Consider the following 19577-nt stretch of genomic DNA (forward strand, 5'->3'; position numbering starts at 1 on the left):
CGGAAATATCAAACAGAACCACGGGTTCCGACGCTTCATGCTCCGTGGGAAAGAAAAAGTAGCGATAGAATGGGGCTTACTTTCAATCGCACAAAACCTAAGAAAAAAAGCTGCCTAAAGGCCTTCTTTTCACTCGTTCTTAATCAATAATATTCGTTAGTTCGAAATCAACATCAAAAAACTACTTGAAATCGATTTATCCGCCGTAAAATAAAAAGACCGCATCATTTGATTTATGATACGGCCTCAGCTTTTTTATGGGTACTATAAATTAGTGTTTGTCGAAAAACAATTTAGTGGTAACCAAATCGCCACCAATAGCGGCCGAAGCAGCTTTATAGTTAGCACCGTTTACGTTACTTTCGGCAATTGGGTAAGGGAAACGTACCGGGAAAGCGCTTGACGCTGTAGATGGCGCAACCAATGCAGGTACATCCAGTCTACGGGTTTCTATCCATGCATCCCAGCCCCTGTTATAATCAGCAATCCATTTTTGGTAAGCAAGATTAGTTGCGGAATACGGATTAGTTACCAGATAAGTGGTTGCATCACCTGCTCCCCAATAGGAGTATGATGCCTGAACACCGGCAGCATAATAGGTTGCAGCAGTACCGGTAGTAATGTAGCCTTTAGCTGCAGCCTCGGCCAAATAAAATGATACCTCAGCATAATCAAGTAACAAACCCGGGAACGTTGCGGCAGTTATTGTTGGATTAACATGCGAATAGGTGTCATAATTAGATTTTGCACCGGGAGCACTACCCAGGTAAGTAGCAGTTGTACCTGTTACCGGAGTATAATATTTACCCACGCGCGCATCTAAATGATTATTCAAATAACTTATAAGCGTGTTACAACCAACATAGTCAAACCTACCGCTCTGAATTATATCAACATAAACGGGGTTAGTGTTTGGTGTTGCCCCAAGGTAAGCAAAAGTAGCATTGTCGCTATTGGAGGTAAATACACCACCTGCAACAGCCGCCGCCGCAGTTGAAGCTGCAGTGGTTGGGTCAGAATCAGCAATTGTTAACGCCATTTTCAATTTGAAAGAATTGGCGAACTTCTTCCATTTTGTTGTATTACYCGCGTATATTACATCGGCACTGCCAAAGCTGCCGGCACCTGTGTTTAACGCTGCGATGTCAGCATCTAAACGGGTAAGCAAATCTTTGTAAATAGTGGCCGCATCATCATACTTAGGGAAATTATTATTAGCATCAAATGCCTGGGTATAAGGCACGTTACCAAAAGTAGTTACCAGGTAATAAAAAGAATAAACCTGCAGAATATCCAGTATTGCTATATCATTTTTCTGAATATCGGCACTACCTACTGAAGCATCGGTAGGCACAATAGTTTTAGCCAACCTGAGGTTATTTAAAACATCGCGATAAAGCGCATTCCATTCTGCACCATTTATATTACGGGCATTGATAAGGTAATTACTTTCATCGGTATAAGTGGTTTCTTGCCATTGCTGCTCAATTAACCGGTAGATATTGGTATTTACACTTGATGTAGTAACTGTATTTGTTAAAACGCGCTCGGCCTGCGTAAATAATGAGGCGGCCGGAACCGTTGGGAAAAGCTTTGGGTTCGTATTTAACGAAGCCAGGTCTTTATGGCATGCCCCAAGCGAAAGGATTGGAAGCAATGCCGCGATAAAATATTTTTTCATAATCGTTAGAATCTTACTTTTAAGTTAAGGTTAAACATTCTGGCAGTTGGGAAAGCACCACTTTGATAGCCTTGCAGGTTACCTGAGCTTAAACCTTCTTCAGGATCGGTATAAGGGGTGTTTTTATGGATGATCCATAAGTTACGGCCACTTAAACCTACATCGATCCCTTTAACACTGCCAAGCCGCGAAATAACAGATTGAGGCAAAGAGTATGCAATTGCTGCCTCGCGTAATTTTACATAACCGGCGTCGTAAACGAAACCAGCTGCAGGATTATGCTCGTAGCCATATAAGCCAGAACCAGTGTTATCTGCTCTAACAGTATTTTGAGCTCCTGTAGATGTAACACCTGGTAAAATCACACCACCACCATCTGCCAATGCATTTCTTGATGGTTTACCCAGGTCATTTGTACCTACAGTTTCAGGATACAAACCAGTATCCATACCATAATAGGTATCTAACGAGAATACGCTGCCGCCTTTTTTAACGTCAACCAGGAAGCTTAAGGTAAATGATTTATACCTGAACGAGCTGTTGATACCGCCAGTCCAGTTTGGATTTACGTTACCCAACACTACGTTATTACTTGCCGAAAGTTCGTAATAACCATCACTTCCAACAACCTGCTGGCCGTTTTTAGTAGCAAGTGCGTTTCCGTCTTTATCAACATAACCATTACCACGAATATCGCCATAAGGGCGGTCAAGGCTTGCATTAAGCGAAACACCACCCTGGAAAGAACCCAGCTGAAGATTGGTGGCCTGCTGACCAGAGCCATCAGTATAAAGTTTTAATACTTTGTTTCTGTTGCGGGTAAAGTTAACATTCAGCTTCCAGGTAAAGTCTTTTGTCTGTACCGGCGTGCCGTTCAACGAAACCTCGATACCTTTATTTTGAATAGTACCAGAGTTAATGTAAGCGGCGTTATAACCTGTAGCGGTTGATAAAGTAACAGGAATCAGTTGGTCAACAGTTTTGTTGTTATAGTAAGTGAAATCAAATCCTAAACGGTTATTGAAAAATGCCATTTCCAAACCACCCTCAGATGCTCTTGTACGCTCGGGCTTTAATTTTGCATTGTTTTGAGTTGTACCAACAAATGCCTGAGGGCTTGAGCCAAATGCTGTAGTAAGCGAATAATAATTGCTTGTGCTTTGTGGTGTACCGCTGTTACCAACTTCGGCGTAGTTAACCCTTACTTTACCATATGACAGCCATGAGTATTGTTTAAGCAGCTCAGAGAAGGTAAAACCTAAGTTAACAGAAGGATAGTAGTATTTATTACTATATGAAGGCAAAGCCGAAGAAGCATCACGCCTTAAAGTACCATCTAAAACCAGCATTTTTTTCCATGTGAAAGTAGCGCCGGCAAAAATACCGTCTGTTTCAAATGGAACATAAGTTTCAGTTGGGGCGTTTGGTGTATTTTTAGAGTTAGATAAACTATAAATACTTGGTACAATCAGGCCACCGTTTGTAGTAGCTGCAATTGACTGATAAAGATTTTTACGTACGTTAACACCTAACAGACCTTTAAAATTAAGATCCTTGGTTATATTATTGTCGGTTGTTGCCAGGAAATCAAAGTTGGTTTCATTAAAATTCAGGTTTCTCCTGGTGTATGATGATAAACCAACAGAACCAACCTGCCTGCGTTCTTCCTGAAGCTGGCTCCAGTTATCAACAGTTACACGGCCTAATAAATTCAGCCAATTTGTGGCTTTGTAGTTTAGGCTAACATTACCAAAGTAACGGTTACGGGTATCTGTTTCAAAGTTTTGGTAACGGATAAAGTATGGGTTATCCCAATAAATTGGAACCAGATTGGTTGGACTTGCCCAGTTCCAGGTAATATTTTGACCACCAGAAGCAAAGTACTGATCTTTAAGCTCCTTGATATCGTTATTTACCTGGTACCATTGCCTGAAAGAGTTCAGGATGTTATCTGATTGATAACCGCTTCCGTAGCGTCCTTTACCATCTGTACGGGTATAGCTGACATTAGCGGCTGCAGTTAGTTTACTGTTGATGTTATATGTTCCGCCAAAGTCAAGGTTGTTTTTCAACTCGTTACTGTTAGGCATAAAACCGGTTTGGTTATTACGGGTATAACCTAATTTAAAAGTACCATTTTCGCCACCATTGGTAATGAACAAACTTTGGTTATTGCTTATTGGGTGTGTGAAAAATGTATTGGGGTCATTGGCAGCAGCAACCCAAGGTGTAGCTTTACCAAAATTAGGAGAGTATTTGCTAAACGCATCCCATTGGTAAACCTTCAGGTTTGGATCAAAGGCATGGCCGTATGAAGCATCTTCGGTTAAAGGATCAACCAAATCTTTAACACCGTCGCCATTGATGTCCCTATAAAGGAAATAACCGCTTGGATCTTCATAATAGGTTCCGTAACCACCACCGTATTGTTTTTGGTAGGTTGGCAAAGTTGATTTATCAACAGCACCGTAACCGTAACTGGTGTTAAAAGTAATACCAAGACCTTTATTAACTTTTTTGGTTGTAATTAAAATTACACCGTTGGCACCGATAGAACCGTATAACGCAGTAGCAGCAGCACCTTTAAGAACGGTAACCGACTCAATATCATCCGGGTTGATATCTGACGCAGGCGAACCATAATCATAACCACCTGTACCGGCCGCTACTGAGCTCGAGTTGCTGTTACCCTGGTTACCACCGCCAGAACCACCGTTGTTGTAAGGCACGCCGTCAACAACAAATAACGCCTGGTTATTGCCGAGGATTGATTTAGTACCACGTAAAACAACGTTTGTTGAACCGCCGAGGGCATTGTTCTGCCTGATTTCTAAACCGGCTACCTTACCTGACAAGCCGCTCACAAAATTACCGCTACGTTGTTTGCTAACTTCGTCGCCGGTTACTTTTTGTGCAGCATAGGCTTGCTGGTTACGTGTTCTGTTTAAGCCCAGCGCTCCCGTTACTACAACCTCGCCAAGTTGCTGGCTCGAGGCAATTAAAACAACATTAACTGTTGGTCCGTCTGCAGGCAGCGTTTGGGTAATGTAACCAAGAAAGCTAAATGACAATAAAGCATTGTTGGGCACGGATAAGGAGAACCTTCCGTTTGCATCGGTTTGGGTACCGGTTGTAGTACCCTTAATGCTTACTGATACCCCTGGCACCGGTAAGCCATCTTCCCTGGCCGTAACCTTTCCGGTTACGGTATGGTTTTGCGCATAAAGCTGTGTTGCAGCAAGTAAAAGAATGCACAAAGTCGTAAGTAGACTTTTTTTCATGAATAATGTGTTAGTTAATAGTTAAAAACTTTAAGAGGTTAAATCTATATGGGATTTATAAAAAATCAAATAAATAATTGTAACATTTCGTTTACATAAATATTATTTCACAAAAAGTATATTTTTCATAAAAAGTTCATAAACATTTATTTTCTTTGCATGTTCTTACGCTATTACTAAATCATTTAGTTAATAATAAGACAGTTAATAAAGTTAATTAGAACAGGGAAGATGCGCGAGGCATTTTCCCTGTTTGCTTTTATTACCTATTCTACAAAATGGGCCAAAAAACAGACTTCATTCTTCATAAAAGATAAGACATACCATAGCCAATCAAAGCACCATTCACAGGCAAACATTTTAAAGCACAATAAGTTCTTTATGCAAATATGCCAACATAGCCACAAAAAAGCCTGGGAAAGCCGACCAAAATGGAGTTATTAACTAATATCTATTATTGCAAATAATTCATATTAAATAACACTTTCTTTAAAGTAAACGAAATGTTACAATTCATTAACTCGTTGAAAAATAAATGGTTAATAAAAAAGGGCTTGTGAAAACACAAGCCCTTTTAAAACCATACAATATTGGGAATTATTTTTCGTTGCTCATCGAAAAAGGCACATCGGCGTCTTTGGTGCCACGTTCTTTATTGGGGGTGGCAATCATATCAAAATTCAATTCGGCACCGCTTAAAAGGCCTTTATGGCTCACCCAGTTATTGGTGTAGGGCTTGCCATCAATAGTCAGGCTGTTTACATATTTGTTGGCAGCACTGTTGTTGGGCGCGGTAATAGTCACCGTTTTACCATTCTCTAAATTGATGGTTACCTTTTTAAATAAGGGCGCTCCTAACACGTACTGATCGCTGGCAGGCGTTACAGGGTAAAAGCCCATGGCCGAGAAGATGTACCAGGCCGAGGTTTGCCCATTGTCTTCATCGCCGCAATAACCATCGGGGGTAGCTTTGTACAGTTTATTCATGGTTTCGCGGGCCCAGTATTGGGTTTTCCATGGCTGGCCTGCATGGTTGTACAGGTAAATCATGTGCTGGATAGGTTGGTTGCCATGCGCGTACTGCCCCATGTTGGCTATCTGCATCTCGCGGATTTCGTGAATAACGCCGCCATAGTAGCTATCGTCAAACGTGGGCGGCATGCTGAATACTGAATCGAGTTTGGCTGCAAATTGTTGTTTGCCACCCATCAGGTTTATCAAGCCCTGTATGTCATGAAAAACGCCCCAGCTGTAGTGCCAGCTATTACCTTCGGTAAAGGCATCGCCCCATTTAAAAGGATTAAACGGCGCTTGAAATTTACCGTCCTCATTTTTACCGCGCATCAGTTTAGTTTGCGGATCAAATACATTACGGTAATTCTGGCTGCGTTTTTTATAAATATCAATTTCTGATTTTGGCTTGCCCAAAGCTTTACCTAATTGATATATAGCAAAATCATCGTAAGCATACTCTAAGGTACGTGCAGCATTCTCATTTATTTTAACGTTGTAGGGCACATAGCCAAGGGTGTTATAATATTGCACTCCCCTGCGGCCGGTTGCGTTTGGCCCTTCGTTGTTGGCACCGTGTTTAAGCGCCTGGTACAATGTTTCAATATCGTAACCACGCATACCCTTCAGGTACGCTTCGGCAACTACCGAGGCCGAGTTATTGCCTATCATACAATCAGCATAACCAGGGCTCGACCATTCGGGCAGCCAGCCGCCTTCTTTATAATCATTTATCAGGCCTTCCTGCATCTCTTTATTGATAGACGGATAAACCAGGTTCAGGAACGGATACAAAGCCCTGAATGTATCCCAAAAGCCTGTACCGGCAAATAAATAACCGGGCATCACTTTACCATTGAAAGGGCTGTAGTGAATTTTTTCGCCTTTGGCATCTATCTCGTACATTTTGTTAGGGAAGAAAAGCATCCTGTACAAGCTGCTGTAAAATGTTTTGGTTTGCTCTACGGTGCCGCCTTCTACATTCAGCCTGCTCAGGGTTTTGTTCCAGGTGTCTTTGGCTTTTTGGCAGGTAACTTCAAACTTATCGTCGGCCAGTTCGCGTTTCAAATTTATTTCGGCCTGTTCAATACTTACAAATGACGAAGCAACTTTTAAATGCACCTGCTCGCCGTTGGTGGTTTTCAGGGTGATAACCGCGCCCGCGTGGTCGCCCGTATATTCCAGCTGGCCGTCGTCTTTTTTCCAATCGTGCCATGCCGATGCCAGCGCGAAAGGTTTATCTACATAAATAACAAAGTAGTTTTTGAAGTTAGCCGGTACAGCGCCGCTGTTTTTGGTGCTGTAACCTACAATCTTTTGCTCACCGGGAATAATCTTTACGTATGATCCTTTGTCAAAAGCATCAATTACAATATGCGAGCTATCGCTTTTGGGGAAGGTAAAGCGGAAGCTTGCAGCACGCTCGGTTGGGGTAATTTCGGTGGTTACATCATAATCGGCCAGGTAAACGCTGTAGTAGTAGGGTTTAACAATTTCGGCTTTGTGCGAAAACCAGCTTGCACGCTCTTTTTCGTTCAGCTTTAACTTGCCGGTTTCGGGGAAGATGGAAAACATTCCATAATCATTCATCCATGGTGATGGCTGGTGGGTTTGCTTAAAACCCAGGATTTTATCAGCATCATAGGTGTACTGCCACCCATCGCCCATTCTACCGGTTTGCGGTGTCCAGAAGTTCATGCCCCATGGCAGGGCAATGGCCGGGTATGTGTTTCCGTTTGACAAGGATGGCTTGGATGCTGTACCCATCAGCGGGTTAATCAGGTCGACAGGGTCGGTTACTTTTACGCTTTGCTGGGCTACGGCCACAAAGGGCAAAGCAGCAAAAGCTAGTAGGAATAGTTTTTTCATTATTTAGTTAGGATGTTTTATTTCAGTCACTATTAAAAAGCCGCAATCTTACAATTTTTACAGCTAAAACGGGGTGCTAAATGGTTTTCTCACGCGCAAAAGTACGCATCATTAATGCTATAAAAGTCGCTTGTTTTACCATTTTATGCTAACTTTTACACCATCGGGACTATTGGCAAAACCAAGGTATAAGGTATTTGAGGATGTATCCCATGATGTTTTAACATCGGTAATAACCAGTCCCTTATCATCTGTAACAATAGTTTCCTTCGGCTGGGTCGGCAACAAAACGCGTAAGCTGTTAAGCGTTTTAGCAGGACTTTTGGCCACAAAGGAATAACCGTCGGCAACCACCTCCTCGTCATAGATCCTTGATGCCGAACTTAATACCTGCGGAACATTTTTCTTGGTTACCCGGCCAACGTTATATAACAATGCCTGCTCGCCGGGATTGATCACCTTTTCGGCCAATATGGGAAGTTGCGGATCGAACAGATCAATTACCGGGCCTTTTACGGTATAAGGCTTGCTATCGGCATTTTCATCCATTACAGCTACAATATCGTAAGGGCCACGGGCCAGGTACAAGCTATTTTTAAATGTTAAAGTACCTGCATGGGCATCTTTTTCATAGGCTTGTTTAACGGTGCTGATGTAATTACCATCGTTAGCTGCCTGCAGTACGTATTCTTTTGGATTTTGCCTTAACACATATACTGCGCCTTTGCCAACGTTAAACTTTTGGCTGTCGCCGACGGGGTTTATTCCCAGCAGTTTAAATAAGTGTTGCGACGGCGCTTTGAAGTTATTGCCCTTAGTATCCCACCATTCCATTACAGATTGGTAAGGGTCATCATCCCGACCGCAATAAATGAGCACGCCGCCCTGCTTTACCCAGGCTGCTAATTGCTGGTGAATTTGGGCTGCTACGGGCTTCATATTAGCATAGCTCATCACCAACACATTGATATTTTTAAGCGATGCCGCATAGCCCAGGTTTTCCATATGCACCGTTTGTACCGGCACGCCATGTTTTAGCAGTGGCAATGTTTGGCCGTAAAAGTTTGAGAACTGCGGATCCTCGAATCCGTTGTGCGTAGGAAAACGTTGAAACATCAGCGTATTACTCATCAACACGCCAATGCCATTTACGCCGGTCACTTTATTGGTTGATGGTGGCATGCTGTTGAGGGCGTTAACCATCACCTGCATTTGGGTAGAGTAATACTGAGGGATCAGGATCTTTTCGTTACTATTGGCAACCTTGTACGGATGTGTATAAATGCGCTCGGGCCAGGGCATCACCTCATAATCAGATACGGTTGGGTACAACAGCTTTGCTGTAAAAGTGGCCTGGTAATTTCGCTTGTAATCGCTCCAGTCCTTTTGCCTGTCTTCAATTGGGTCGGTTAAAAAAAACATTTTGCGGCCGGTTGGCGCTGTCATGGATACCATCGACCCATATTCCAGGTAGGCGTTTTCAAATACGCGCTCTTTTTGCAGGCCGTTAAAATAAGTCGGCTCGCGCGAGGTACCCGTCCACACCTGGGCTATGTAACCATCAATACCAGGCAACGAAGCCAGGCTGGCCTCGGGGCTAACAATTTGCCACGACGAATAGTTAACCAGCGAATGCGTGGCGATAAACACTTTTATATTTAAGCCCTTGCTTTTGCCATAGGCTTTAGCGTACGATGATACTTTTTCAATGGCATCATAATACAGGTGGTACTTTAATTTGCTGGATAGGTAAGTATTCTCGGCCGATGCATCCTGCGGCTTCCAGGGGAAACCGTAATAGCTTTGCCATTGGGCTTTGAAGCCCGCGCTATAGCCCGCACGTGCCCAAAATTCAGGCTCTTCTAAAAATATATTGGTAATGCCAACATCAATTACTCTTTTAATAACCGCTGTTTTCATATACTCGATGAACGAGGCATCGGGCACCGCATATGGCATATCCCTGCCATGAAAAATGGTATCGCCCTTTTGGGTAACCTGCCCAACGCCCAGGTGGTTTTTACCATCCCATTTACCCAGGAAATAATCTTTGTAATCGCCCCAGGCTATGCCGGTCATGAAGTTGGTTTGATAACCATGGTCGCGCCAGGTTTGTACGCGCTGTTCAAAGGTCATGCCGGGGTGGTCGTTGGTTCCGTAAACAATGGCAATGTCGCTGCGTACGTCAATCTCGGGCATCCAGGGGCTGGCGGTTTGGAAAGCAGTCTTCTCTTTTAACGGTGCCGGTGCCTGCTGCGCAAAAACAGCAGACGCCAGCATTGTTAAACAACAGGAAACAAAAATGTTTTTCATAGGTAGGTGCAGGGCGGTAGATGCCGCTTATTACCATACAATGATAGCATAGGTGGTATTAAAACAGGGGTTAATAAATGGGTTAACCCGGTTTAAATTTCATTAACCCGTTGAAATTAATGTTGTGTCAACCATGAAATGACAGAAAGTCTTTAGTCGGAAGTCTTAAGTTCTCAGTCAAAAAGCACAATTCAGATTTAGGACTTACGACTGATGTTATGTTAATCACGTAATGACGGATAGTCTTTAGTCGAAAGTCTTAAGTTCTAAGTCAAAAAGGACAAGTCAGATTTACGTGTACTTCTGACTTAATACTAATCGTTCTGTTAACGCCCCTTATTTCCCGCAAATTTTATCAAATGGGATGGGGTAATCAATCCCCAATGATCTTTTATATTCGGCTATAAAATCATCGTAGCTACGGCGGGCGTGTTCAATACCCCTGGTGCGCCTGATGGCTTTCAGTTTATATTTAATGCCGGCATCGCTAAACGGGTCGATATTTAAAATCAGCCGGCTTATCTCCAGCGCCTTTTTAAACTGTCCCTCATCATAGGTGTTTTTTATTACAGGCTGCAAAGCCGGCATTAGTGCTTCTTCGTACCCCTCCTTAAAATCATCCAGCCAAACATCGGGCATAGCCGGCAGCAGGCCGCCACGGGCCATCAAATCAAAATGCTGAACCTCCAATGCAGCTGCACCCTGCCTGTTATTAAGGCTGGCCTGCACCACAAAATAATCACAAAAAAAGGTATCTGAAACAGTGAAGCTATACGTATCATTAATGTAAGCCAGCTCAACCCCATCCAGGTCGGCAAGAATACTTCTCAGGTGATTTAAGGTAACACCCCTGATATTTTTTGTTTTGGCTACATCTTTATCGGCCCAAAGGGTGGTTGAAATGCGCCTGGAGGTTACACCGTTTTTATCGCGGCTGTTCAGTAAAATTAAAATAAATAGCTGTTTAATTTTAGGGCTAAACAGGTAGGTAATATCCTTGCCGTTTCTATCATACACCGCAAATGCGCCCAGCAAGTAAACCGCATTAATCTTGTTGCCAATAATTTCTAAGGCGCTTTCATCCTGGGTTAAATCAGCAGTTTCCTGCACCGGTTTGGCTTTTTTCCTTTTCATGTAGATGAATGCTCCACCGGCCACAAGCAGTACCGCCACCAGCCCTGCAACGTAGCTATACAAATTGGTTGTTGTACTTTTAGCCTGTTTCGATTTTAAATAAGCGGCATAGCTTACCGGGGGAAATGCCAGCGAATACATTTTGATACCCGATTTTACAGGCGAAGTAAACTCCTGGGTGGTGCAATAAAATTCGTTCGCGTCGCTATTAAAAAACAGGTTAACATCGGTTTCAATCCGTTCGGATGTTACCGCAATCTCGCCGCTTACAACCTCGTATGATCCATCTTGAATAGCATATTTATAAAGCTTCAGGCTGGTTTTAGGTCGCTCGTGCGGGTAACACAGCACATAAAAATATTTTCCATCCTTTGATGGTACAAGGTTATTGGCAGGCACAAAAGCCTCTTCATCAGGCTTAATTTCCCATAGTTTTTTGATGGTGCGGCTGCTTAGGTTAACCCGGTACAAATCATAAAAATGCATGCCACCTACAACCTGGCTGCCCGATTGATTGCCGATGCCGCCGAATATATACACGTCGTTATTCGCGTCGGCAGCGCTGCAGGCCGAAAAAAACCGTGGATCGATATGGTCGCCGGTAAAAACCACAGGCTGCCAAACCTGTTTCAGGGTATCAAACTTAAAAAAATCATTATAGTACCTGAACGAGCCATAGCCGCCAAATAAATAAAGATCATGGTAATCTTTATCATAAAACACATTGTGGTGATGCCGTTGCGATGGCAAGGCAGCGTTTCCTTTAACGTCCCAGTTTAAGCCCGAAAGATCAAGCGATACCAGGCCGGAGGGGCGGCCCGGGGCGTTGTTAACCTCATATACATACAGTTTATTTTGCCTTGGGTTAATAATGCTTTTGCCCAGTAACAAGGGCATAGGTAAGGTATTTTGATAGGGGCTGGATGATTTCTCCTCATTCCTTACATTATATTGCGTTACCGAGTTGCTGCCAAACAGCACCATGCGTTGTTTTTGCTGATTAAAGTTTAGCCCCACAACCTCGTTAAAACTTTTTGACAACCGCGGCTTCCAGAAGTACGATTCATTAATAAGCCAAACCGGGTTTTCCACAAAACCAACCTCGTCGCCACTGCTGCTGTGCACGTTTTGGCCTTCCCACTCATCTAACGGGAACGAATAAGTTTGAGAAGCATCGCCAACTTCCAGGTTGCGGATAGCCATATTGGGCACATCGGAGTAACGCGAATTTTTGCCAAAGGTAATTACCGGGCTGATGCTGCCTGTGAAACCAAAGCCCGAAGCGCCATACGGTTTACCGTTAACCCACACGGTTGCTTTATCCCCACGCAAGTCCAGTTTGATTTTGATGGCTGTCCATGTCCTTTTTGACAACTGGGCGGCGCTCAGCGGGATGGTGATTTTATTGCTCTTACTGTCGATATTGAAATTTAAGTAAGGGGTTCCGTTCAAATAAATATAACTGAGGCTATAGGAGGCGTTTTTACCATCGGCAAGGTTTAAAACATAGCCCAGGTGCGAATTATCCCATAAAGCCAGTTGGAAGGCGATGGTTAATTCATCATTAAATGTGGGGTTTTCCTGTTTAAAAACGGAATAGGACGTCCGTTTTTCCATTAAACTATCGTTCGAGTTGAATTGTAAACCCTGCGCTTGTAATTTTGAGCCCGAGCCAAGGCAGGCAGCAAAAACCAAAATCCTATATACCCAGGGATGAAGTAATAAAATCCGGCTCGCTTTTGTCATTGAATACACTTGTCTAAAATCCCCGGGACCAGGGGAATGGCCCGCTGTTGAACGCAAGTGCTAAAATATGTTTTTTTTAAGTATGGCAAACGGGGAATTTCTTTATTACCTCTCCGGCCCAAGTTTATTATAGGCATCTACAAGAATTGCCTCTTTTTCCTGTATCGTATAATATTCCGCACACAGGCTTAACCCCTTGTCARTGCGCTCCATTGTTACCTTGACAAAACCATGCCGGGTGTCACACGAATACTCCAGTTTGGCACCATTCAGAACTTCGCTTTCGGCGCTAAAACGCGCGTCATCGGTACGGGCCATAGGATGTAGTTCATCAAAACCACCGGCACCGGCTACTATGTATGGCACATTGATACCATTTGGATAACGCTTGCTGATACGCTGGTAATTATGCACGTGCCCGCTAAAAACCATATCGGGCCAAACATTGGTTTCGGTAAATGCGCCCTCCAGGAATTCGATCATAGGCAAGCTGGAACCGTGGTTAACATCGGCCGAGTATGGTGCATGATGTATACAAACCAACAATGCCTTTTCCGGATGGTTTTGTGCAGATGACTTTAATTCCTGCAGGAACCAACCCTGCTGCTCAGGCGTTATTACGCCATATTTGGGCACATTGCTATGCAAGCCAATTATAGTGGCCAACGGGGTATCCAACGTCCAGTAAATATTGGGCTGAACCATGCTTTTCCGCGGGCTGTCGCCGGCAAATGGTATTGCCCGTTGTTGGGTATCGCAAAAAACAGCAGCAAAGGCATTCAAACTTTGGTATGGCTTATCGGCATTGGGGTTTATGTCACTGTCGTGATTGCCGGCTATGGCGAATACCGGGCCGGGGTAATTGTTATAGGGATCAAAAAACTGGCTCTTGTAATATTTTTCTTCGCCATGGCTATACACTACATCGCCCAGGTGATACAGGAATGAAGGTTTGTTTGCTGCCTCCGAGGTTTGATACTGGGAAGCCATGGCATTGGGTACCCTTTTCTGAAAATCCGGATCGCGAAAGCCGCCGGTATCGCCCACTACATGAAATACCATGCGGTTATCGTTCATATCAGGCAATATGTCGTTAACATTTAAATGGTAGGGGTACTTTCCGGACGGCGACGGAGGCGGCAAAAACTTATAGGTATCGTCGGGCTGATCTTTTTTAAAAACGGGGGTGGTATATTTAGGGGATATTATCATTTAGCGTTAATCATCGAAAGACCAAACATACCAAACAAATATAAATTGAGGGTGAACAAAAGTTTAAACGCAGGGTACCTTCGGTTTATGCCATCGGGCTATTCGTGCAGCACCAGGATAGCTTTAACTGATTTATTCATTACCTGGTTTACCGTACTTCGGGTAAATAGCCGGTAAACAATGTTATGATGATGTTTAACCAGGCAAAGGATGTCGGTTTCGTGCGTTTGTACAAAATCAACAATGCCGTTTATGGCGCTGCTGTTGTTAATATAGTTAAAATCAAGTTCGGCATTTTTTATTAAGCCGCTTAATTTTGCCTCTCCTGTCTTGATATGTTTATCGTCGGGTTTATCTGCTACATACAATACCTGCATTTTAGCGGATTCAAATGCCTGCACCATCTCGTTCAACGCGTTTACATCTTCGGCAGACAGGCGGGTTTCAAAGTCTGTGGCCAGCGTAATCACCGGCACCCTGGAAAACTTACTTTCCAACGGAATAATTAAGGTAGGCGTTTTCACCCGGCTTACCATCATACTTGCGTTACTGCCCACGATACCGGCAATACCTGTTGCACCGGTTATACCCATCACCAAAAGCTCCACCGGGTTTTTAGCAACATAACGTGTTATTACGTTTTTCAAAAAACCAACATCGCAAAGTGTGCTAACCTTTACCGAAGCATACACTTCCTGCCGGGTAAATTCGGCCGCCCACTCCTTTAATGCCTCCCTTTTGTTGTTGTAATAATCTTCAATAAAAATAGCGTTGTAAGTGCTGTTGTTAATGCCTTCGGTAGGGTGTATGGCATGTATAACGCAAACATCCCTGTTTAATACAACGGCCAGCTCCATAGCGTAAGCCATTGCGTTGGCAGCGCTTTTTGAAAAATCGGAAGCAACAAGAATCTGTTTCATTTTCGGCCTTTTAAATAAACAAATGGAAAAACATGAATAATAAAGATGCTAAAATTATTGCTACCGGTAAAGTAAGCACCCATGCCATCGCAATATTTTTTATTGTTTTATTATTAAGACTGCCTTTACCGCCCGAAGCAACCATAGCCCCGGCAATGCCGCTTGAAAGCACATGTGTAGTACTTACCGGCAAGCCAAATGCCGTACTAAGGCCAATGGTTGATGCCGCAACAATTTCGGATGTAGCACCCTGCGCATAGCTTAAATGTTCGTTGCCAATTTTTTCGCCAATGGTAACTACAATCCTTTTCCAGCCAATCATGGTGCCCAGCCCCAACGATATGGAAATTATAGCGATTACCCACACCGGCGCAAAATCTGTAACATGCTCCAGTTCGTCAGAGGCCGATGTAAGCGTGGTCCGGTCATTTGTGGGTAACTGCATCTTATTGTCTTTAAGCACCGCCCTGATTGCTTTTACGGTTCCTTCTACCTGTTTACGGTAATTATAGGTTTTGGCTACATCTGTTTCATTTTTTTCGGCCAGCGAGGCTTTTGCCTGGGCAATTATAGCTGCCAGTTTGATAAATTCACTGTTGGGGGCATTGCCTGTTGCCGTGTTTTTAGTTATCACGAGGCTGGCCTGGTTAAACGCCGCCAAAACTTTATCATTACTTATATGATGATTAACAGCAAACCTGGCTGGTAAAAAGGCTATCAGGATAAGCATGAATAAGCCAACACCCTTTTGCCCGTCGTTACTGCCGTGAAAAAAGCTAACCAGGGTACAGGTAGTGATGAGTAAAAGCCTGATCAAAATTGGCGGACGGTCATTTTCGCCGGTTGGGATATGAAACAAGGCATGTGATTTGGTTACATGCTTTAAAAACAACATAAGCAGGGCCGCTGCACCAAAACCAATTATGGGCGATAAAATAAGCGACATGCCTATCTCTTCCGCTTTACCCCAGTTTACGCCCGGGCCGTGATAGTACCAGGTAAAAGCCAAACCCGCTCCAATCATTGCGCCAATCATGGTATGCGAACTGGAACAGGGAATGCCGAGATACCAGGTGCCCAGGTTCCAGATGATGGAGGCAAGCAACACCGATAACACCAGGCAAGCGCCTACGCTCACGGGCAAAGTCATCAAAGCATCAAGCGGTACCAGTTTTAAAATACCCATGGCTACCGTTACACCGCCCAGAAACACGCCTAAAAAATTCCATAAGCCCGACCACGGGATAGCGTAAACCGGCTTTAGGGCCCTGGTGTATATTACTGTTGCTACGGCGTTAGCTGTATCATGAAAGCCATTCACAAACTCGAACCCGATAACAGCCAGGATGCAGACGATAAAGACAACCAGTAAATAGCCGCTTAAATTAACCTGGCCAATAAAAGGAAGTGTGGCTGCAAGTATTGAAATATGCATATCAAATTATGTTTGTACCCCGGCAGGCTTATTTAGCTTTTTAACCTGCTCTCAAATAACAGCTTCAAACATTGCTTTAATACCAATTCATGGTTAATTATTTGTTATTTAATTGTTTATGCTTTTATCGATCCCGATTAGCTACAGCTTTATCAGCTTACCATTATACACCACATGCCCGGCTAATGATATTACGTACATATAAATACCCGGATTAAGGTTTACCGGCACGGTATTTTGCAGGTTATTAAGCGTTTGGGTTATGCTGAGTTTGCCGCCGGCATCGTATAATTTAAAATCGTAATTATTGATGTCGCCGCTTAAAATGGTAAATTGTTTGTCGACCGGATTCGGGTAAACGGCGAATTGCTTGTTTTGCAGCACAACGGCTTTTACGGTATCGGTATAAATAACCTGGTTATCGATGGTGGTTAGTTTGGCCCGGTAGTATTGTACTGGTTTGGGCGCGGCATCTGTAAACTGGTAACTGAGTTGGCTTGCTACAACAGACGATGTGCCAATTGACGTAAAGGAAGCCGGGCCGGTCATTTTTTCCCAGGTAATAGATTTTAGGTTTACGGTGCTGCCCAGGTAAAGATCTAATAAAACTTTATTGCCAGTAATGTTTGCCAGTAATGTTTTCACATAACAGCCAACACCTTGCGTGGTAACATCAATGGTATAGCTTTTTAAGCCTTCAAAACCATTACCTGTAGCACCTACGGCAAAATATCTGGAGGTTTGCTGCCCTGCGGGGATGATAACCGATGTATCTGTTACCGCACTTAGTTTTTGCAGAACATCATCTTTTATGGCGTAAACCACATAGCCTGTACTGCCTTGCTGTGGCGACCAATGCAACAAAGTACCATTTGTACAGTTATAACCAACGCTTAACGCTATCGGGGCAGAGACACTGAAGTCGGCACTTAAAAACGAGTTGTTGCCAATATCCATTTTCAGCATGGCTGTACTGAATACATCCGGGGCCTGCCAGTTATAATAATTATTTTTCAGTGTTACGTTATTAATGGCTTTCCAGGTAACTCCGTGATCGTAGCTGATACTTAGCTTGCCTGTTGCAGTATCAAAGGAGCTTTGCCAGCGCAGGTAATTATCGTCGGCAGCAAAAAGCTGACTTGCGGCAACGGGGTAAATCCATTCGAACTTATTTGCCTGGATTGCCTGGTAAGCCATATAAAACTTTTGTGGCCCCAACGGTACTTTGCGGCCTTTTACGTGTATAGCGTAAATACCAGCTGCGGGGTTTGCAATAGCAACCTGCTCGGTATTATTTATGGTATCTATCTGCCTTTGCGCCGGCTTGTGTAACGAATCGAGCGAGGGGAAGCTGCTTAGCGTCCAGGGCAAAATAATTTTTCCATCGGGGCCGGAAACTGACAGATCAAGGTCATTAACCAATGCATTGGGGGCATTTAGCGCGGCTGCAGGATCTGTCCAGGCTATGGATACCTTTAGTTCCTTTGTGCCCGCAGGTACATCTACCGAAAAATCGCTTTGACCTCCATTACCAACGGTGCCGCTGTTAAACCTGTTATCCTGCATGGTACGCATGGTTTCCAGGGCGTTCAGTTTGCCGTAGCCGGTTTTAAAATCAACATATGCGTTGCCTATATCATCGGCCGAGTTAATTAGTATTGCTTTAACTAAAGCAGCAGGGGGTAAGCTTCCATGCTTTAGTTTATAGGCCTGCTGCAACAGGGCAACAGTTCCTGACGCAAGAGCGGCGGCGCCGGATGTTCCGTCTTCACCATCGGCCACCAGCTCGGGTTTTACTCGGCCATCGTAGGCGGGCCCGGTAGAGCTTAAATCTTCGGGAATGTTTGTGCGCCCGGTTCCGCCAATTACCAGCACATTTTTGGCCTGCTTAAAATCGCCCGATAAATTGGCTACACCTGTTAAACCATTATAAACGCCCGTAGCAGGCGCATTGAGCCCAACATTGCCCGATGAAAACACATGCACTATGCTGTCATTTGCCCATACCTGCTCATCATACGCCACAGATTCGGCACCGTAATAGTTTTCAATGCCGGTTCCATAGGAGTGATTTTGCAGACCAATATCAAAAGCTTTAAAAACAGCAATGCTGTCAGGAAACAGGTTGATAAAATCGGCAGAAGTAAAACGCACCCCGGATGCAGCACCAATCCCTTTTATAAATGAATTGCCATTACCGCCAATAAGCGTGGCCATGGTGGTAGCATGCCCGGATGTAATAGCTGCGGCAGGGAAAGATTCAAAAGTACGACCGAGCAGATCAAGATCATTGTCGTATTTATCTTCTTTAACACTTACATTGATGCCCTGGCCGTTAATGCCGGGATAAATGCTTTGTATTGTACTGATGGTATTTGCGCCCAGGTCGATATCGCTAATTGCCAGTTCGGCGTGCGCCTTGCGGGTATTATCTGCAAAAATAACATAAGGCTGCTGTAATAATTCGTTTAGCTTATTAATGGGGATACTGGTTGTTACCCTATTGCCATATGTGCTGGTTAGCCTGCCATACTTTTCCACCTCTTTGATGGCCGTTACATTGTTCAGGGTAATATCAACAGCAATTTTACTGCTGCTTTTGGGATGCTTTTGGGTAGTTAGGGCAAGGTTATCTGATGCCTTCCACAGGGAATTTGCAGGGCTTACTACTGCTATATTGGCAGTTTGCGGCATGGGCTTATTTGATGCTACAACATAATAGCTGTATGACAGCCTTTTTACAATTCGGACGTTTGCGATTGCCTGCAGTGGATGTTTATTGAACTTGACTACGTAATAACTTACAGAATCGGCGGTGGATGTTTTATCTGCTGCCGAATAAAGGTCTTTAATTATTTTGTCGCCTGCGGTTTGCTGCGACCAGGAATACTTAAAACAAAGCAAAAAAACAAAAGGCAATAATTTTTTAACCATGCTTTAAGTTTAATAAAAATAAGGGAGAGCACAGCCCTCCC

General features: G+C 43.8%; 10 protein-coding genes. 1 reads left to right on the forward strand and 9 read right to left on the reverse strand.

Annotation, left to right across the window (positions count from 1 at the left end):
- The coding region (locus AC1DV1_RS14275; protein ID WP_477360453.1) for a transposase at positions 1-118 on the forward strand (118 nt) is incomplete at its 5' end.
- 153 nt (positions 119-271) lie between these two features.
- Here AC1DV1_RS14275 and AC1DV1_RS14280 read toward each other — a convergent pair.
- From AC1DV1_RS14280 to AC1DV1_RS14320, 9 genes are all read right to left on the reverse strand, one after another.
- The gene (locus tag AC1DV1_RS14280) at positions 272-1681 is read right to left on the reverse strand and encodes a SusD/RagB family nutrient-binding outer membrane lipoprotein (RefSeq protein ID WP_477360254.1); all 1410 of its coding nucleotides are present in this window, start codon (positions 1679-1681) and stop codon (positions 272-274) included.
- A gap of 5 nt (positions 1682-1686) precedes the next feature.
- The gene (locus AC1DV1_RS14285; protein WP_477360256.1) at positions 1687-4962 is read right to left on the reverse strand and encodes a SusC/RagA family TonB-linked outer membrane protein; all 3276 of its coding nucleotides are present in this window, start codon (positions 4960-4962) and stop codon (positions 1687-1689) included.
- Positions 4963-5559: 597 nt separating this feature from the next.
- Positions 5560-7842: a GH92 family glycosyl hydrolase gene (locus AC1DV1_RS14290; RefSeq protein WP_477360258.1), complete on the reverse strand. Its 2283-nt coding sequence runs from the start codon at positions 7840-7842 to the stop codon at positions 5560-5562.
- Between the two features lie 135 nt (positions 7843-7977).
- Positions 7978-10155 (reverse strand): hypothetical protein, encoded by a 2178-nt coding sequence (locus AC1DV1_RS14295; protein WP_477360260.1) that lies wholly within the window; start codon positions 10153-10155, stop codon positions 7978-7980.
- Positions 10156-10491: 336 nt separating this feature from the next.
- Positions 10492-13035 carry a Kelch repeat-containing protein gene (locus AC1DV1_RS14300; protein WP_477360262.1) on the reverse strand — a complete coding sequence of 848 codons (2544 nt, stop codon included), beginning with the start codon at positions 13033-13035 and terminating at the stop codon, positions 10492-10494.
- Between the two features lie 105 nt (positions 13036-13140).
- Positions 13141-14247, reverse strand: a complete 1107-nt coding sequence (locus AC1DV1_RS14305; protein WP_477360264.1) for a metallophosphoesterase family protein — start codon at positions 14245-14247, stop codon at positions 13141-13143.
- 98 nt (positions 14248-14345) lie between these two features.
- Positions 14346-15167: a universal stress protein gene (locus AC1DV1_RS14310; RefSeq protein ID WP_477360266.1), complete on the reverse strand. Its 822-nt coding sequence runs from the start codon at positions 15165-15167 to the stop codon at positions 14346-14348.
- 10 nt (positions 15168-15177) lie between these two features.
- Entirely contained in the window at positions 15178-16602 is a 1425-nt protein-coding gene (locus tag AC1DV1_RS14315) for an inorganic phosphate transporter (protein WP_477360268.1), read from the reverse strand.
- 141 nt (positions 16603-16743) lie between these two features.
- On the reverse strand, positions 16744-19536 hold the full coding sequence (locus AC1DV1_RS14320) for a S8 family peptidase (RefSeq protein WP_477360270.1): 2793 nt from the start codon (positions 19534-19536) through the stop codon (positions 16744-16746).
- Between the last annotated feature and the right edge of the window lie 41 nt (positions 19537-19577).

The sequence above is a fragment of the Mucilaginibacter sp. P4_D1 genome (genome assembly GCF_056401935.1).